Raw genomic sequence first — 15,826 nt, 5'->3', positions numbered from 1 at the left:
GGAGCGGGCCGCCGTCTGCCGCGTGTTTTTACGCGGAGACGACCTCAAAGTTCACATTAGCCGCAATATCCTTGTGCAGCTGTGCCTTCACGCGGTACTTGCCGGTCGTCTTGACCAGGTTCTTGGGGAGCTCGATCACGCGCTTGTCGAGGTTCGGGCCACCGGCCTTCTTCACGGCGGCCACGATGTCGTCGGCCTTCACGGAGCCGAAGAGCTTGCCCTTGTCCGAGGTGCGCACGGAGACCGTCACGCCCTCCAGGGCGTCGAGCTGCTCGCGGATTGCGCGGGCGTGGTCGAGGTCGCGGATTGCGCGGGCCTCCTGGGCGCGCTTGATGCCCTCGATCTGCTTCTCAGCACCGCGGGTAGCCACGATGGCCAGGCCGCGCGGAAGCAGGTAGTTGCGTCCGTAGCCGTCCTTAACCTCAACGATGTCGCCAGCGACACCGAGGTTCTCAACGGCAGCGGTGAGGATCAGCTTCATGATCCCTGCCTTTCGTTGTGGAAAAGAGGATGGTGTGGAAAGGGAATCTCTGGAATCAGAACGGGGGCTCGTCGTCCGCCCCGCCGAAGCCTCCGGCGGGGGGAGCGGAGTTCCAGGGATCGTTGGCCGGGGCGGAGTTGCCGCCGCCGCCCATCGGCTGCTGTTGCTGCGACGACTGCCCGCCGCCGAAGCCACCCTGCGGGGCCTGCTGGCCGCCGTAATTACCACCGAAGCCTCCCGGCTGCCCGCCCCGGTTACCGCCGCCCTCGCGGGGGTTGCGATTGACCTGGGCCGAGGCATAGCGCAGGGAGGGGCCGACCTCATCGACCTCGATCTCATACACCGTGCGGTTCTCGCCCTCGCGGTTCTGGTAGGAACGCTGGCGCAACCGGCCGGTCACGATGATCCGCATTCCCTTGGAGATCGTCTCCGCCACGTTCTCGGCCGCCTGCCGCCACACGTTGCAGGTCAAAAACAGCGCCTCGCCGTCCTCCCACTGGTTCGTCTGCGAGTTGAACCTGCGGGGGGTGGAGGCCACACGGAAGTTAGCGACCGCGGCGCCCGAGGGCGTAAACCGCAGCTCAGGATCGTTGACGCAATTGCCCACGACCGTAATATTGGTATCTCCCTGTGCCATACTGCTTCACCTTTCTTGTGCGATCAACGGCGGCCACGGGGTCACATGGCGTGAAACCCCCCGGTCTTACCCGAGATTCTATCCACTCTTACTTATCGGTGCGCAGAACCTTCGTACGCAGAATGTTGTCGTTGAGGTTCAGGAGACGATCAACCTCATTGACGGTGCTGGACTCGCACTCAAGGTTGATGACGACGTAGACGCCCTCTTCCTTCTTGTCGATCGGGTACGCCAGGCGGCGCTTACCCCACACATCGACCTTTTCAACGGTGCCGTTTTCCTTGCGAACCACGTCGAGGAACTTCTCCAGGGACGGGGCTGCGGTGCGCGCATCCTGGGTAGGATCCAGGATGACCATGATTTCGTAGTGACGCACGGACCTCATCACCTCCTATGGTCTAGTCATTGATATTTCGGCTACACCCCTCGTGGGTGTGGCAGGAGGGTCGTTGCGTCAAGCAACCTTTCTAAGATAGCGCATCGCAGCCCCAAAAAGCGAACACCACGCGGGTCTACGTGCTAGTTCCCGCCGCGTAAAAAACCGCGATGAGCACCGGAATGATCGTGACCAACACCAGGGCTGCGCCGCCGAGGGCCCAGGTCAGCGCGGCGGGTTTCTTATACATGAAGCTAGCGAAGGCGCCCAGGATGCACGCGAACCCCGCAAACACACTGCCCATGGTGACAAGAAGGAGCGTCGTGCTCATCGCACCCCCACTCGAGCCGCCTCGCCGCACCAGGGCAGCAACGGATCCACGCCGCCCTCCGCCGCGTACACCGCATCCTCGCGCCGCCCCCCGATCTGCTGCACCACCATCGCCACCAGGGTGGTGAGCACCCCACCGCGCACCAGAACCACCAGCGCGAACAGCCACAGCGGCAGGCCGTTGGCCGCCTCCGCCCCGCTGTAGAGCATGGTGGCGGGAAACACCAGCAGCTCCAGCAGCATCCACCCCAGCAGCCACCGCCACCGGGGGATGGCCAGCACGGCGGGCACGAGCAGCCACAGCGCGTACTGGGGCAGCCAGGAGCGGCTCACCAGGACCGTCATGGCCACCAGGAGGAACAGCACCTCGGCCAGGCGCGCCGGCCGGGTAGCAGATCGCACCCGATGGCCGATGATCAACACCCCCACCAGCCACAGGCCCGGCACCAGAACGCTCAGCACGATCGGGGGAAAAGGCACTCCCAAGACCTCCCCGAGGAGGTGATACAGGGTGGCCCAGCCCGCTTCACGCCCCAGCAGCGCGCGATACGAGTCCCACCACGCCTGGGGATAGAAAACGACCACCGGCAGGTTCAGCACTACCCAGGTGATCCCCGCGGCACCAGCGATACGGCGCACGAAGCTCCCGGGCATAGCGTCACCCCCGCGCCCGGCCAGCATGGCCAGGGCGACCAGGAGTAGCGCCGGCCAGACCTGGCAGGCGGCCCCCACACCGACCCAGGCACCGGCCGCAAGCGGGCGACGGCGGCGCAGCGCGTGCAGGGCCGCCACCAGGGCCGCCACGGAGAGCACGTCCCAGCCGTGGAAGACGTAGACGATGAGCAGGGGAGAGGCCGCCACGAGCACCAGATCCCACGTGCGGTTACGCACCAGATCCAGCAGCAGGCGCAGGGTGACGATCCAGACGATCCCCAGGGCGGCCGCGGTGAGCGCAAAGTACCAGGCGGCCGGGGCCACCGCGACCGGCAGGGCGCGAAGAAGCGGGTAGGTCAGCTCGCTCAGCGCACCGAGCAACCACTGGAACAGGGAGGTCAGCACCGGCTCCGTGGCCACGCGGGCCGCGAAGGGATTGAGCACACCCTCGGCGTGATAGGTGCCGTACGCGCCCGCGATGTCGCTGTAGCAGGCGGACATGTACTGCCGGTTGCCCGACCAATCGAGAGTGGGCTCCCCCTCGCCCCGGGCGCTCACCAGGCAGTTCGCCTTGGCGAGGTATCCCAGGCAAAGAAAGGCCGTGCCGACGGCGAGCAACACGCGCAGCGGCGTCCACCAGGGCTGGGTGCCCACGCTGGCGAACCTTCCCACGGGCCCGCCGAGGCGCTCGATGACCCCGGCGGCCACCGGCTCGGTGCGCGCCGGGGAGACGCGATCCGCGGCGCGGGGAGGATCAGGGGAATACGGCACGGCTGGATCATTCCTCCCGGTTACAGGCCCAGGAGTTCCCCGACCTCATTGGGTAGAATTTCCACCATGTTACCGCCCTGGTTGTAATCCCTCGGGTTGGGCCCCGGGGCCGGCTGCGGCGCCGGGGCGGGTGCGGGCTGGGGCGAGGGGGCCGCCGGTTGCGGCGCCGGGGCTGCGGGGACGGGGGCCTGCGTGTCCGGGGCCGGCTGCGGCGCCGGACTGTTCTGCGGGGCGGCCGGCCCGGAGGCCTCCGCGTTATTCGTCCCGGCGGGGGCCGAATCCGCGGAGGAAGCGGAAGCATCGCTCCAGGACGACAAGGAGGAACCCGTAACGGTACCCGGCGCGACGTAGCCGCCGCCGTAGGTCCCGGTGGCCCAGGTGATCGGCCCGGCCGGGGCGAAGTCCTCGAAGTCCCGGCCCTCCAGGGCGCCGTCGAGAGTGGCCTTCCAGATGTCCGTGGGCAGGCCGGAGCCGTACATCAGGCCGCCCCAGGCGTTGAGCAGCGGGGAGTTATCCTCGGTGCCCACCCACACGGCGGTGGCCAGCTGCGGGGTCGAACCCACCATCCAGGCGTCCTTGTTGTAGCCGGTATCGCCCAACTGGGTGGTGCCCGTCTTGGAGGCGGAGGCGCGCCCCCCCGCCAAGGTCTTGCCGTTGGAGTAGGCCGCGATGGGCTGCATGGCGTCGATGACGTTGTCCGCCACTACCTCGCTCACGCGGCGCTCACCCTCCTGCGCCTCCCGCTCGTAGAGCATCTCGCGGTTGGCGGTTTCCACCTTCTGCACGAAGTGCGGCTGCTGCCACACGCCGCGATTGGTCAGCGTGGCCACAGCCACCGCCATGTCCAGGGGCCGGGACTGGTACTGGCCGAGCACGATGCCCTCGTAGGGTTGCTCGCCGTTTTCCGTCAGGGTTTGGGGGATACCCGGCAGAGAGCGTTCGATCCCCAGGGCGTGGGCCATATCGGCGGTGTCCTGGGTGCCATTGGCCAGATCGTTTTGCAGGCGAATGAAGCTGGTGTTATGGGAGTACTTCAGGGCGTCCTTGATGGAGCAGAAGCCGCAATTGAACCCCTCCACGTTGTTCACCGTGATGCCGCCGGGCAGGGTCACGGGATCGGAGGAATAGCCGGTGGACAGGGGTATGCCCTGCTGGAGGGCGGCCGCCAGACCAAAGATCTTAAAGGTGGAACCGGTCTGGAGGGCCGCGTTGGCGTAGTCCCAGCCGTGGGCGTCCTCACCCCCGTAGTAGGCACGCACCGCCCCGGTAGCCGGCTCCACGGAGACGGCCGCAGTGCGCAGGTTCGGCTGCTCGCCCTGGAGGTTATTGTGCACCGCGTTCACGGTGGCCGCCTGAGCCTGCTTGTCGATGGTGGTGGTGATCTTCAACCCGCGCGTGGTCACGTCCTGCTCGGTGATGCCGAGGGCCTCCAGCTCCGCCATCACCTGGTTCTTGATCATGCCGTTGGTGCCGTCCGCCTCGGTGTAGGCGCTATAGGAGGCCGGATCGGTGGCGGCCGGGTACACGGCGTGGGCGCGCTGTTGCGGAGTCATGCCACCGATCTCCACCATGCCGTCGAGCACGTAGTTCCAGCGAAGCTCGGATTCCGAGCGATTGATCCAGGGGTCGAGCTGGCTGGGTCGCTGGATGGCCGCGGCGAGCACGGCGGATTCCTCGGGAGTCAGCTCCGCGGCGTGCTTGCCAAAGTACGCCTGCGCCGCGGACTCCACGCCGTAGGCGTTGCGCCCGAAGTAGACGGTGTTGAGGTAGGCGGAGAGCACCTCCTCCTTGGACCACTCGTTAGCCATCTTGGTGGAGTACACCAGCTCGCGCAGCTTGCGCTCGATGGAGTGCTCGTTGCCCACCAGCATGTTCTTCACGTATTGCTGGGTGATGGTAGAGCCGCCGCCGGCGGAACTATCCCCGCGCAGCTGCCCGAGCACGGCGCGACCGAAACCGGTGATGGAAAAGCCGGGATTGGTCCAGAACTCCCGGTCCTCGGCCGCGAGCACGGCGTTGCGCATACCCTCGGGGATCTGCTCGTAGGGGATCTGCTGGCGGTTGCCGTCCGGGGGCACGATGCGCGCCAGCTCCTCGGAGGAATCCGAGGTAAAGATCTGCGACACCTGCTTGGCGGAGAGCTCTTCCGGCTCCGGAACCTTCGCCATGATGTAGGCCGCCATGAAGCCGGCGATCGGCAGGATGATGAGAAGACCGAGGACACCCAGGGAGGTCCACATCACGGGATGCTTGCGCCACCCCCGCCTGGGCTCGTCATCCTCGTCGAAGTAGCCGTCCTCGTAGTCCTCGTACTCGCTGTTATCTCTTGACACCTACGGTCCCCATCATTGAACGTGTATTTGACATGCAGATTACTTGCTTCACCCGGCACAGGTCTAACCCCCCGCCGCGGGATGCGAGCCCGCCTCGCCCGGCGCGGCCGTGGCGGAACGGACAAGGTGATTCCACCGACATGCCGGGCAGACCTCCACGGTGTGCACCGTGACCTCGCCTCGCTCGGCCACCAGCGCCGCGATCTCCTCCTCGGTGCGCGCGGTACCGGAGCGCCGCCCTAGGTCCTCGCCGTGCACCCACCGCACCACCCTCAGCTCCAGGCTGCCGCACACCGGGCACGGTTCCGGGGCGGGATGCCCGTGGAAGCGCGCCGCGGTGACCAGGAGGAAGTCGGCGTCGCACAGCTCCTCGCGGGGCACCTGACCGGCGCGGAAGCGCCGCAACAGCGTGCGCCTCTGCCACTGGTAACTCACGTCATAGCGGTAATGCATCACGCAGAAGAGCCTAGAGAAAACCGAGGGAGCGCCCCGGGCCGGGAACGATCGGCGTACTGTTTCTTCCTACATACTTCTTTAACGCTAGAGTAGATACTATGAACTCCCCCACCCCCGATGCGGTGGCCCGAAAGATACGCCCCGCACTGACCAAGCTCTATGTGATGTACTTCCGCGTTGCGCACCAGTCCAACCTCACTGGCCCGCAGCTTTCCATCATGACCCGGATGAAGGAAAACGGTGAATCGCGAATCAGCCAGCTGGCCAAGGAGGAGGGGATCCGCATGCCCACCGCCTCCAATGCGCTGCATCAGCTGGAGCAACGGGGGATGGTGGAACGCATCCGCGACACTCACGATCGACGCGGGGTGCGCGTGCACCTGACCGAGCTGGGCATGGCGGAATTGGAACGAGTGGGCGAAGAACGCACCCGCAACCTCACCGAGATGCTCGAAGAACTCTCCCCGGAGGAGCTCCGGCGTACCGACGAGTTCGTGGACGTGATTAACATCCTGGCCAGCAAGTACGGTGCCGAGGACCCCACCCGGTGAACGCCCACCTCGCGCGCCCTTAGCGGCCTCGGCGGCAGGAAGGTGATGGATTGAGCGCGGTTTCGGCCACAGGCACCCCGCCCGACCCCTGGCGGCTTCTCGTCGAGTGGCATCCCGACTCCCCCCGCACGGATTCCCTCGACGTGGCGGCCTGGCTGGCGCGCACCACCGAGGTACGCATCCGGGTGGTCACCACCTTCCTGCGCCCCTGGCCCGCCACCTCGCTGCAGAAGCTGGGTGGGAAATACCATGCGTGGTTCGACAAGCAGCAGCGCGCCTGCCGGAAGGCCGTCATCCGCGCCCTCGAGCGCGCGCAGGTCAGCCCGAGGCAGTGGGACGAGCGCGTCTCCGTCTTCCTCGATGGCCCCTCCCAGCACGCCCTGCTCACGCAGGCAGCCAAGGATTTTGACGCCCACCTGGTGATCCTGGGGTCCACGGCCGCCGCGCCCAAGGGGAGATTCCTGGCCAGCTCCACCGCGGACGCCCTCCTCCATTCCTCCCCCAAGGCCCTGGGGCTGGCCCCCCGCGCCCCGAAGCTGGCCAAAAACGGGGTCAAACGCGTGAACTTTGCCTACCTCAGCACCGAGCTGGCCGAGCGCGACCCCAGCCTTACCCACGCCGCCCGCCTAGCCCACGCCTGGGGCACGCCGTTACGTATCCTGTGTTTTTCCCCCTCCGACGTGGCAGATACCTCCCCGACCGGGAGCTTTCACCTCGCCAAGGAGCTCGCCCACGACTGGCGCGAGCATTCCCTGGCCATGCTGGATCGCGCCCGCGACGGGATCGCCGCGCGCTACCCCGACCTGGAGCTACAGTCCGAGGTGGGCACCGGCCCAGGATGGGCGGGGGCCGTGGACGCCGTGAAGTGGAAAAAGGGCGACCTGCTCTGCCTCGGTTCGCACCCCCTGGGGGCCATCGAGCGGGTCTTCGTGGGCAGCAGCGCCACCGATTTCCTCCCGCACGTGCGCGTGCCCGTGATCGTTTACCCCGTATCGAAGAACAACACCTGATCCGAAAGGAGCAACCATGCCCCACGCCGTTATCACCGGAGCCAGCGGGGGAGTGGGCCGCGACGTGGCCGCGCTCCTCCTGGAGGAGGGTTGGGAGATCAGCGCCCAGTACCGCTCCCACCCCGACGTCGCCCTCGATGCCTCCTGGTGGCGAGCGGACTTCCGACGGCCGCTGCCCGGCCACCTCCCCCTGCCCGACCGCATCGACGCGCTCATCCACTGCGCCGGGGTGTGCCCCATCGGCACCACCGCCGACTTACCGCGCGACGCCTGGGAGGAATCGCTCGCCGTGAACCTCCACGCCCCGGTGGAGCTGACCGCCCGGGCGCTGCCCGCCCTGCGCGCGGCGGGCGGGCACGTGGTGTACGTCAATTCCGGCGCCGGATACCACTCGAAGCCTCGGTGGTCCGCCTACAGCGCCGCCAAACACGCCGCGCGCGCCTGGTGCGACGCGCTGCGCGCCGAGGAACCCCAGATCCGGGTGACCAGCGTGTACCCCGGCAGGATCGCCACGGCCATGCAGCGCGACATCGTGGCGGAGCTGGGGGAGGCGTGGCGGCCGGAATTCTACCTGGAAACCCAGGAGGTGGCCCGGGCCGTCGTGGCCGCCCTAGGAAGCCACACCACCGACATCCAGGTGCGGCCGTGACCCCGCCCGAGCACCCGGAAAACGACCTGCACAGCGACGCCGACGACGCCAATAAGATGCCGCCCGCGCCGCACTCCCCGGAGGAGCTGGCCCGCGCCACCGACCCGGCCGTGCAACACGAACGCAATCGCGCCTCCACACGCCAGGCCCTGTGGTGGCTTGCCGTCACCGTGCTGGGGTCGGCCGTGGCGTCGCTCGCCCTGGCGCTCGCGGCGCGCGGCCTAGGCGGACCGTACTGCGCGTCGGGGCAGGCGACCTGGCTGTGCAGCAGGCCCGCGCAACTATGGTGGGGGATCGGCTCGACCGTGGTGCCGGTGGCCGGGTTGCTCGGCTGCATGGTCGTCACGGTGCGCAAGCTGCGGTCCTATACCCGGTGGCGCGCCTGGATGGGGGTGTTCTGGGTGCTCGTTCCCCACGCCATGCTGTGGATGACCACCACGCTGCCCTACGCCATCATCGGCTCAGGGGTCACGCCGTAGCTGCTTGTGCGCCTAGCCCTCCTCGCGGGAGTCCAGCACCACCTCGAACTCCAGGAGTTCCGCCTTGGTGGCGGCGGGGCGGGGCTTGTCCTGCCCCTCGCCCTCCCCGTGGGCGGCAGCCGCGCGGTGATCGCGCCAGTCAGCATAGGAGGCCTCATCCTTCCACCAGGTGACCACGAAGTAGCGTTCCTCCCCGGCGGTGGGGCGCAGCAGCTGGAATCCCTCGAAGCCGGGGGCGCTGTCCACGGAGTGCTTACGGGCGCCGAAGCGCTCTTCTAGGGTGTGGGTGGAATCGGCCGGAACGGTCAGGGCGTTGATCTTCACGATGCTCATGGCGCCCAGCATAGATATCCGGGCGCGATTTTTCTCCGGCATTGCGCTTCCCGGTTCCATCCCGGCCGGCCACGCGCCCAACGCGAGGCCACCGACGCGCACCTACGAATCGTGGGGAACTACCCCTTTTTCCTCAGTGCGTCCACGCTCAGCGCACCCGGCCCCACGAACACCAGGATAAACAGCGCCCAGCACAACAGGGCGCTGGGCACGCCCCCGTTGTTGAGCGGGGTCAGGCCGTCCGGCTGGTGCATCCAGAAATACGCCACCGCCATGCTGCCCGAGGAGAAGAAGGCCGCCGTGCGGGTGAACAGGCCCAGGACCACTAAGGCCCCGCCGAAGATCTGGATTGCCGCGGCCCACCAGGTGGGAAAGGCAAAAAGCTCAGGGGCCTCGTACTCCCCAGCCACCGGCCAGTCGAAAAAACGGGAGCTGCCGTAGAAGAAAAAGATCAACCCGATGGCGATGCGGGACAAAGCGATGGCGCCGGGCGCGGCGCGATCCACAAGATTCTGCATGAAATAAGCATAGCCTTAATTAGGCTGCACGCACTCCTCGCGCCCGCAATGACGCAGCCCGGCCCCACCCCAGCAGGCATCGCAGACGAGTATCTGGCGGCGGCAGGTGGCCTCGTTCGCGCAGTTGCGGAAGGAGGTGGTGTGCTCCCCACAGTGCACGCACCGCCCCAGGCGCGCGGGGTCGATGCCGAAGTTCATGGTCATCCGGCGATCAAACACGTAGAGCGAACCCTCCCACAGGCCCTTGTTGCCGTAGGCCTCCCCGTAGCGGACGATCCCGCCGTCGATCTGGTAAACCTCCTTGAAACCCCTCTTGCGCATGAGCGCGGAGAGCACCTCGCAGCGGATGCCACCCGTGCAGTAGGTGACCACGGGGCGATTTTTCAGGGCGTCGTACTTGCCCGAGTCCAGCTCCGCGATGAAGTCGTGAGTGGTGCGCGCGTTAGGCACCACGGCGTTTTTGAAGCGGCCGATCTGCGCCTCCATCGCGTTGCGCCCGTCGAAGAACACCACCTCCTCGCCGCGGCGCTCCACCAGCTCGTGTACCTCGTGGGGCTTGAGGTGCACCCCGCCGCCGATCACGCCCCGCTCGTCCACGCACAGCTCCTCGGGGGCGCCGAAGGCCACGATCTCCTCGCGGGCCTTGACTGAAAGACGGGGAAAATCCTCCGCGCCGCCCTCGGACCACTTGAAGTCGATGTTCTTGAAGCCGGGGTATTCGCGGGTCTTTTTGACGTAACGCTTGCAGGCCGCCATATCCCCGCCCACGGTGCCGTTGATCCCGTGCGTGGACACGAGGATGCGACCGCGCAGGCCCAAGGACTCGCACAGATCCCGCTGCCAGAGGCGCACCGCCTCCGGGTCCGCGATGGGCGTGAACGTGTAATACAGAAGGATTTTCCCGAGCGACACGGGGCTTAGTCTACGCCGCGAGGATCTGCGCAGCGCGATCTCATTGACTCTCCGCGACGGATGCGGCACCCCCATCCGGGGGCCACGCACCTCACCTTGAACGATTCACCCTCCGTGTCGCCCCCACAACGCCCGCCGCGCGCGCCGCATCGGTCTAGCATCACTGCCACGACAAGCATGTCCTCTATCCAGAAAGGTTCCTCATGGGCAGCACCAAGATCCGCGTGGCCATCGCCGGGGTGGGCAACTGCGCCACCTCCCTGATTCAGGGCGTGGAGTACTACCGCGATACCCCCGCCAGCGAGCACGTCCCCGGCCTCATGCACGTGCAATTCGGGGACTACCACGTGGGCGACATCGAGTTCGTCGCGGCCTTCGACGTGGACGCCGCCAAGGTGGGCCGGGATCTTTCCGAGGCCACCCGGGCCTCGCGCAACTGCACCATCACCATCGCGGAGGTACCCGAGCTGGGAGTGACCGTGCAGCGCGGCCCCACGCTCGACGGCCTGGGCACGCACTACCTCCAGGCGGTGGAGGAATCCGAGGCCGAGCCGGTGGACGTCGCCGCCGCCCTGCGCGAGGCGGAGGCGGACGTGCTGGTCTCGTACCTGCCCGTGGGCTCGGAGGCGGCGGATAAGGCCTACGCCCAGGCGGCGCTGGACGCCGGGTGCGCCTTCGTCAACGCGCTGCCGGTGTTCATCGCCTCCGACCCCGCCTGGGCCGAGAAGTTCCGCGCCGCCGGGCTGCCCATCATCGGCGACGACGTGAAGTCCCAGGTGGGCGCCACCATCACCCACCGCGTCCTGGCGCGCCTCTTCGAGGAGCGCGGCGTGCGCCTGGATCGCACCATGCAGCTCAACGTGGGCGGCAACATGGACTTCCAGAACATGCTCGATCGCGAGCGCCTGGAGTCCAAGAAGATCTCCAAGACCCAGGCGGTGACCTCGAACCTTCAGGACGGCCCCCTGGCGGGCAAGACCAGCGACCGCAACGTGCACATCGGCCCCTCGGACTACGTGGAGTGGCTCGACGACCGCAAGTGGGCCTACGTGCGCCTGGAGGGCAGCGCCTTCGGCGGGGTGCCGCTGAACCTGGAATACAAGCTAGAAGTGTGGGATTCCCCCAACTCCGCGGGCATCATCATCGACGCCCTGCGCGCCGCCAAGATCGCCCTCGATAGGGGAGTGGGCGGCCCGATCATGCCCGCCTCCTCCTACCTCATGAAGTCCCCGCCGGAGCAGCTGCCCGACGACCTCGCCCGCGAGCGCCTGGAGGAATTCATCGCGGAGGGATAAGGCGCAACTAGTGCGCGTGCGGTGCGGGTAGGGCGACACCACCCGCACCGCCTTTGCCTTTACTCGTACCTCAGCGCCTCGATGGGGTTGAGCTTGGCGGCCTTGTTGGCCGGGTAATAGCCGAAGAACATGCCGATGGCCATGGAGAAGAGCAGGGCGATGATCACGCCGCCGAGCGGGGGCAGCACCACCGAGCCCACGAAGGAGGCGATCGCCATGCCCGCGGCGGCGCCGAGGAGGACGCCGATGATCCCGCCGAGCAGGCAGACGATCATGGCCTCGACGATGAACTGGAGGCGGATGTCGCGGCGCCGGGCGCCCAGGGCCTTGCGCACGCCGATCTCCCGGGTGCGCTCGGTGACGGTGACCAGCATGATGTTCATCACGCCGATGCCGCCCACCAGCAGGGAGATGCCCCCGATGGCGGAGACCGCCAGGGACATGGAACCGATGACGGAGTTGAACTCATCGACCTGGCGCTGGAAGTCCGACACCTGCACCATGGATTCCTCGTTGCCGGCGTAGATCTGATCGAAGAAGTCCTGGATCTCCGCGATGGTCTGCTCCCTATCCGCATCCGGGGAAAGCCGCACATTGACCTGGCCCAGCGGCGAGGTATAGGAACTGAGGTCCTTGACCACGGAGAAAGGAATGTAGGCGGTGGGCATGTTGAAGCCACCGAAAATGCCCTGGTTGCTCTCCCCCTTGTACACGCCCACCACGGTAAAGAGAGTTTCCTCCTCGCCCAGCAGCAGGGACACCTCGGAGCCGAGGGCCTTGGCGGCGTCTCCCTGGAAGAGGTCCTTGACCGCCTCGGGGCTAATCAGGGTGACCTTGCGGGAGTTCTCCAGGTCGGCGTCGGTGATGCCGCGGCCGTACTCGACGTCCACAGCGGTCATCCGCAGGTAATCGGCATTGACGCCGCTGATCTGGGTGGAGATGGTGCCCGAATTATTAGCGATCTCGCCGGACAAGGTGCCGTCCTCCCCGATGCCCACGCCGTCGATGGCGTCGCCAAAGCGCTCCCGGAGGCGGTCGATCATGTCCAGGGTCAGGGCGTCCTCTTCGCTGGACACGGAGCTGCCGTAGTAGTAGGTCTCCTCCTCGCCGTCGGCGCCCGGGAAGGGGGTCTCGTCCTCCCCGCTGGGGCGATCCTGGACGGTGACCTGGAGGTCGCTAGCACCCAGGCGGGCCAGGCCCTCGGCGGCCTCGTTTTGCATGGCCGCGCCGATGGTCTGGATGGTGATCACCGAGGCGATGCCGATGATGATGCCCAGGAGGGTGAGCAGGGAGCGCAGCTTGTTGGCGCGCATGCTGCCCAGGGCCAGGCGGATGGCTTCGATAGTGCTCACAGGTAACCCCCTGCATTGATCTCCACGCGGCCGTCCACCAGGGTGATGGTGCGATCGGTCTCCCGAGCCAGCTCCGGGTTGTGCGTAATAAAGACGATGGAGCGGCCCATCTGCTTGTGCAGGCTGTGGAAAATATCCATGACCATGCGCCCCGTGGCGCTATCGAGCGCGCCCGTGGGCTCGTCGGCCAGCAGGATCTCGGGATCGTTGGCGAGGGCGCGGGCGATGGCCACGCGCTGCTTCTGTCCTCCGGACAGCTCGGAGGGCTGGTGATCCATGCGGTCAGCCATGCCCACCATGTCCAGCAGCTCCTTGGCGCGGGCGGTGCGCTCGCGGGGGGAGATGCCCGCGTACATCATGGGCATCTCCACGTTGCGCAGGGCGCTGATCCGGCTGACCAGATTGAAGTTCTGGAACACAAACCCGATGGTCTGGGCGCGGGTGCGGGCCAGGGCGTTGTCATCGGAGTCCAGGACGTTGGTACCGCCGAGCCAGTACCCGCCCGAGGTGGGACGGTCGAGCAGGCCGATGATGTTCATCAGGGTGGACTTGCCGGAGCCGGACGACCCGACCACCGAAAGAAACTCTCCGCGACGCACCGAAAGATCAATGCCGTGGAGCACCGTCAGCTCGTTCGGGGAGCCCTGGTTAAAGGTTTTCACGATCGAGCGTAACTCGATCAGGGTGCGCTGCTGTTCTTCCATGGGGTGTTTTCTGTCCTCCGTTGTTCTTCCCTTAACGTCCCAGCGGGTGCGGATCGCCACCCCGGCCCGCGCCCTCACCCACCAGGCGGGATCACGGGGCCATCGCGGGCATGGCCCTAGTAGTCCACCCCGGTGGAGACGGTGACCTTCTTGCCCTCGAGATTCTGGAAATTGATCGGCTGCAGGATCACCTGATCGGAGACCTTGAGGTCGCCGCCGGTCACGGCGATGAGGTAGCCGTCCGTCTCGCCGGTCTGCACCTCGCGCTCCACCACGCGGGAATCGCGGGAGACCACCAGCACCACCTGGGTGCCGTCGTCGTTGGTAAACACCGCCTCGGCCGGCACCGTCATCGCGTCCTTGGCGATCTCCTGGAGGATCTTCACGCGGGCGGAGGCCCCCATGCGCAGGCCCTCAGTATCGCCGGTCACGGCGATCTCCACGGGGAAGGTCACCTTGGCTCCAGAGCCGCCCGAGGCGCTCGCGAGGCCGGACTGGTCCTCCTGCACCGGGCCGTTGCCGGCCACCGGGGAGACGGAAACCACCTCGCCGGTGAACTCCTTATCGCCGGTCACGGGGGTGGTGAAGGTCACCGGGGAGCCCTCGGCCACCTTGTCGATGTCCGTCTCCTTGACCTCGCCGCGCAGCTTGAAGGCGGAATCATCGGCCACGGTCAGCATCGCGCCCTCGGCGGTCTGGCCCTCCTTGGCCCGAATCTCCGTGACCACGCCGGCCATGGTGGTCTTGACCGAGGCGTCGTCGATCTGCTTGCGCAACTTGTCCACGGCCTTCTCGGCCTCCTTGTCCGCGTCATCCGCGTTCTTGCGGGTATCGCGCACCACCTTGGCCTGGGCATCCACGTCCTTTTGGGTCACGCCGGTGTCCACCACGTTGGCCTCGGCCAGGGCCTGACGTAGATCCTCCGGGTCGATGTCCGGGTTGGCGCGGGCCTGATCCAGGGTGTACTCGGTACCGCCGTAGACGATGGTGGCGTTACCGCGGGCGGCCTCGGCCTTGAGCCGCTCGTACTCCTTTTCCGCGGCGGCCACGGCGGCATCGCCCTCCTTGCGCACCGCATCGGCGTGCTTCTCCGCCTCCGCCAGCTGCTCCTTGAGGTCGTCGGTATTGAGCTTGGCCACCACCTGCTTGGCCTCCACCCGGTCGCCCACGGCCACCTCGAGCTTGTCCACCTTGGCCGCGGCGGGGGCCGCCACGGTCTCCTTCTTCTCCGGCTCGATGGTGCCGGAGACGGCGATGCGATTAACGATGCCCTCGGTGGACACCGGCTGCACGTCGGCGGCGGTCAGCTCGGAGTCCCCGTCGGAACCTCCGCCGCCGAACACCGCACGGCAGCCCGCAAAGACCAACAGCAGCAGCGCCAACAGGGCCAGGAGGGTCAGCAGGGTGCGACGCCGCTTCTTCTTGCGCTGCTGCTCCTCCTCGGTGACCTCCCGCGTGGCCTCGGGATCCTCCTCGTGTTCCGCGTCGTCCTCGCCGGATTCCTCCTCGCCCTCGGCCAACACCACGGAATCCTCCGGGATGCCCCAGGCGGCGTCCTCGCCGTGCTCCTCGTCCTCGCCCATGGCGGTGGTGCTCAGACTGGTGACCCCGAAGCCCACCTTGTCCACGTCATCCACGTCGGCGGCGGAGAAACCGGAGGCACCCGCCCTGGTGGCTCCGGCGGCGATCTGCGCGCCGTAATCCGGCTGCTCGCCGTGGGCGGGGGAATCGGAGTCCTGGTAATCCTGCGCGGCGGCCGCCTCCGCGGCCCGGGCCTCCTCGACGTCAGCCTGGCCGGAATCGGCGGCCGCGGCATCGCCGCGCCCAGAGGTCTCCTCGTGCTGCTCGGGCATCCTGCCCGTCGTATCGCCCCCGCCCCGGTGCGGCAGGGGTACCTCGTTATAGAGGGAACCTTCTATGAGCTTTGGCGGGTCATTTTCGGTGTTCACGCGCGTATTTCCCGGCTCCTCATCACCGCCTCGCGG

At 67.2% G+C, this 15,826-nt stretch carries 18 protein-coding genes; 5 read left to right on the top strand and 13 right to left on the bottom strand.

Annotated features, from left to right (window positions below):
- Positions 1–28: 28 nt before the first annotated feature.
- The 7 genes from rplI to H7347_RS08125 form a co-directional block, all read right to left on the bottom strand.
- The gene (rplI, locus tag H7347_RS08155; RefSeq protein ID WP_152823018.1) at positions 29–481 is read right to left on the bottom strand and encodes a 50S ribosomal protein L9; all 453 of its coding nucleotides are present in this window, start codon (positions 479–481) and stop codon (positions 29–31) included.
- 55 nt (positions 482–536) lie between these two features.
- Entirely contained in the window at positions 537–1,118 is a 582-nt protein-coding gene (locus H7347_RS08150; protein ID WP_152823017.1) for a single-stranded DNA-binding protein, read from the bottom strand.
- Positions 1,119–1,206: 88 nt separating this feature from the next.
- Positions 1,207–1,494 (bottom strand): 30S ribosomal protein S6, encoded by a 288-nt coding sequence (gene rpsF / locus H7347_RS08145; RefSeq protein ID WP_186337400.1) that lies wholly within the window; start codon positions 1,492–1,494, stop codon positions 1,207–1,209.
- Between the two features lie 136 nt (positions 1,495–1,630).
- Positions 1,631–1,825, bottom strand: a complete 195-nt coding sequence (locus H7347_RS08140) for a hypothetical protein (protein ID WP_152823016.1) — start codon at positions 1,823–1,825, stop codon at positions 1,631–1,633.
- Positions 1,822–3,249 carry a glycosyltransferase 87 family protein gene (locus H7347_RS08135; protein ID WP_152823015.1) on the bottom strand — a complete coding sequence of 476 codons (1,428 nt, stop codon included), beginning with the start codon at positions 3,247–3,249 and terminating at the stop codon, positions 1,822–1,824. The genes H7347_RS08140 and H7347_RS08135 overlap by 4 nt, the downstream gene beginning before the upstream one ends.
- A 20-nt stretch (positions 3,250–3,269) precedes the next feature.
- The gene (locus H7347_RS08130) at positions 3,270–5,489 is read right to left on the bottom strand and encodes a transglycosylase domain-containing protein (protein WP_152823042.1); all 2,220 of its coding nucleotides are present in this window, start codon (positions 5,487–5,489) and stop codon (positions 3,270–3,272) included.
- A 156-nt stretch (positions 5,490–5,645) separates the two neighbouring features.
- A complete protein-coding gene (locus H7347_RS08125) occupies positions 5,646–6,035 on the bottom strand; it encodes a DUF5318 family protein (RefSeq protein ID WP_152823041.1) in 390 nt (129 codons plus the stop codon).
- 101 nt (positions 6,036–6,136) lie between these two features.
- On the opposite strand from H7347_RS08125, the gene H7347_RS08120 reads away from it, so the two are divergent.
- From H7347_RS08120 to H7347_RS08105, 4 genes are read left to right on the top strand one after another with little or no spacing between them, the layout of a single operon-like run.
- Complete coding sequence (locus H7347_RS08120; RefSeq protein WP_152823014.1) at positions 6,137–6,589, top strand: MarR family winged helix-turn-helix transcriptional regulator; 453 nt, start codon at positions 6,137–6,139, stop codon at positions 6,587–6,589.
- Between the two features lie 50 nt (positions 6,590–6,639).
- The gene (locus H7347_RS08115) at positions 6,640–7,599 is read left to right on the top strand and encodes a universal stress protein (RefSeq protein ID WP_152823013.1); all 960 of its coding nucleotides are present in this window, start codon (positions 6,640–6,642) and stop codon (positions 7,597–7,599) included.
- 16 nt (positions 7,600–7,615) lie between these two features.
- A complete protein-coding gene (locus H7347_RS08110; protein ID WP_186337395.1) occupies positions 7,616–8,248 on the top strand; it encodes an SDR family oxidoreductase in 633 nt (210 codons plus the stop codon).
- The gene (locus H7347_RS08105; protein WP_186337394.1) at positions 8,245–8,727 is read left to right on the top strand and encodes a hypothetical protein; all 483 of its coding nucleotides are present in this window, start codon (positions 8,245–8,247) and stop codon (positions 8,725–8,727) included. Before H7347_RS08110 ends, H7347_RS08105 begins: the two co-directional genes overlap by 4 nt.
- Positions 8,728–8,739: 12 nt before the next feature.
- Here H7347_RS08105 and H7347_RS08100 read toward each other — a convergent pair whose 3' ends face one another.
- The 3 genes from H7347_RS08100 to H7347_RS08090 all read right to left on the bottom strand — a co-directional run bounded on the left by H7347_RS08100 (position 8,740) and on the right by H7347_RS08090 (position 10,490).
- Positions 8,740–9,060: an antibiotic biosynthesis monooxygenase gene (locus H7347_RS08100; RefSeq protein WP_152823012.1), complete on the bottom strand. Its 321-nt coding sequence runs from the start codon at positions 9,058–9,060 to the stop codon at positions 8,740–8,742.
- A gap of 119 nt (positions 9,061–9,179) precedes the next feature.
- Entirely contained in the window at positions 9,180–9,578 is a 399-nt protein-coding gene (locus tag H7347_RS08095) for a DoxX family protein (protein WP_152823011.1), read from the bottom strand.
- A gap of 15 nt (positions 9,579–9,593) precedes the next feature.
- A complete protein-coding gene (locus tag H7347_RS08090; protein WP_186337393.1) occupies positions 9,594–10,490 on the bottom strand; it encodes a rhodanese-related sulfurtransferase in 897 nt (298 codons plus the stop codon).
- Positions 10,491–10,693: 203 nt separating this feature from the next.
- Here H7347_RS08090 and H7347_RS08085 point away from each other — a divergent pair, with 203 nt between their 5' ends.
- Positions 10,694–11,785 (top strand): inositol-3-phosphate synthase, encoded by a 1,092-nt coding sequence (locus H7347_RS08085; RefSeq protein ID WP_152823010.1) that lies wholly within the window; start codon positions 10,694–10,696, stop codon positions 11,783–11,785.
- A 59-nt stretch (positions 11,786–11,844) separates the two neighbouring features.
- On the opposite strand, the gene H7347_RS08080 is transcribed toward H7347_RS08085, so the two are convergent.
- From H7347_RS08080 to H7347_RS08070, 3 genes are all read right to left on the bottom strand, one after another.
- On the bottom strand, positions 11,845–13,137 hold the full coding sequence (locus H7347_RS08080; RefSeq protein WP_186337392.1) for an ABC transporter permease: 1,293 nt from the start codon (positions 13,135–13,137) through the stop codon (positions 11,845–11,847).
- Positions 13,134–13,841, bottom strand: coding sequence for an ABC transporter ATP-binding protein (locus H7347_RS08075; RefSeq protein WP_152823009.1), 708 nt, complete (start codon positions 13,839–13,841; stop codon positions 13,134–13,136). Before H7347_RS08075 ends, H7347_RS08080 begins: the two co-directional genes overlap by 4 nt.
- 116 nt (positions 13,842–13,957) lie before the next feature.
- Complete coding sequence (locus tag H7347_RS08070) at positions 13,958–15,790, bottom strand: efflux RND transporter periplasmic adaptor subunit (RefSeq protein ID WP_152823008.1); 1,833 nt, start codon at positions 15,788–15,790, stop codon at positions 13,958–13,960.
- Positions 15,791–15,826: the final 36 nt, after the last annotated feature.

The sequence above is a fragment of the Corynebacterium sp. zg-331 genome (genome assembly GCF_014267345.1).
GTDB lineage: Bacteria > Actinomycetota > Actinomycetes > Mycobacteriales > Mycobacteriaceae > Corynebacterium.
This window is presented reverse-complemented; position numbering and strand designations above follow the sequence as displayed.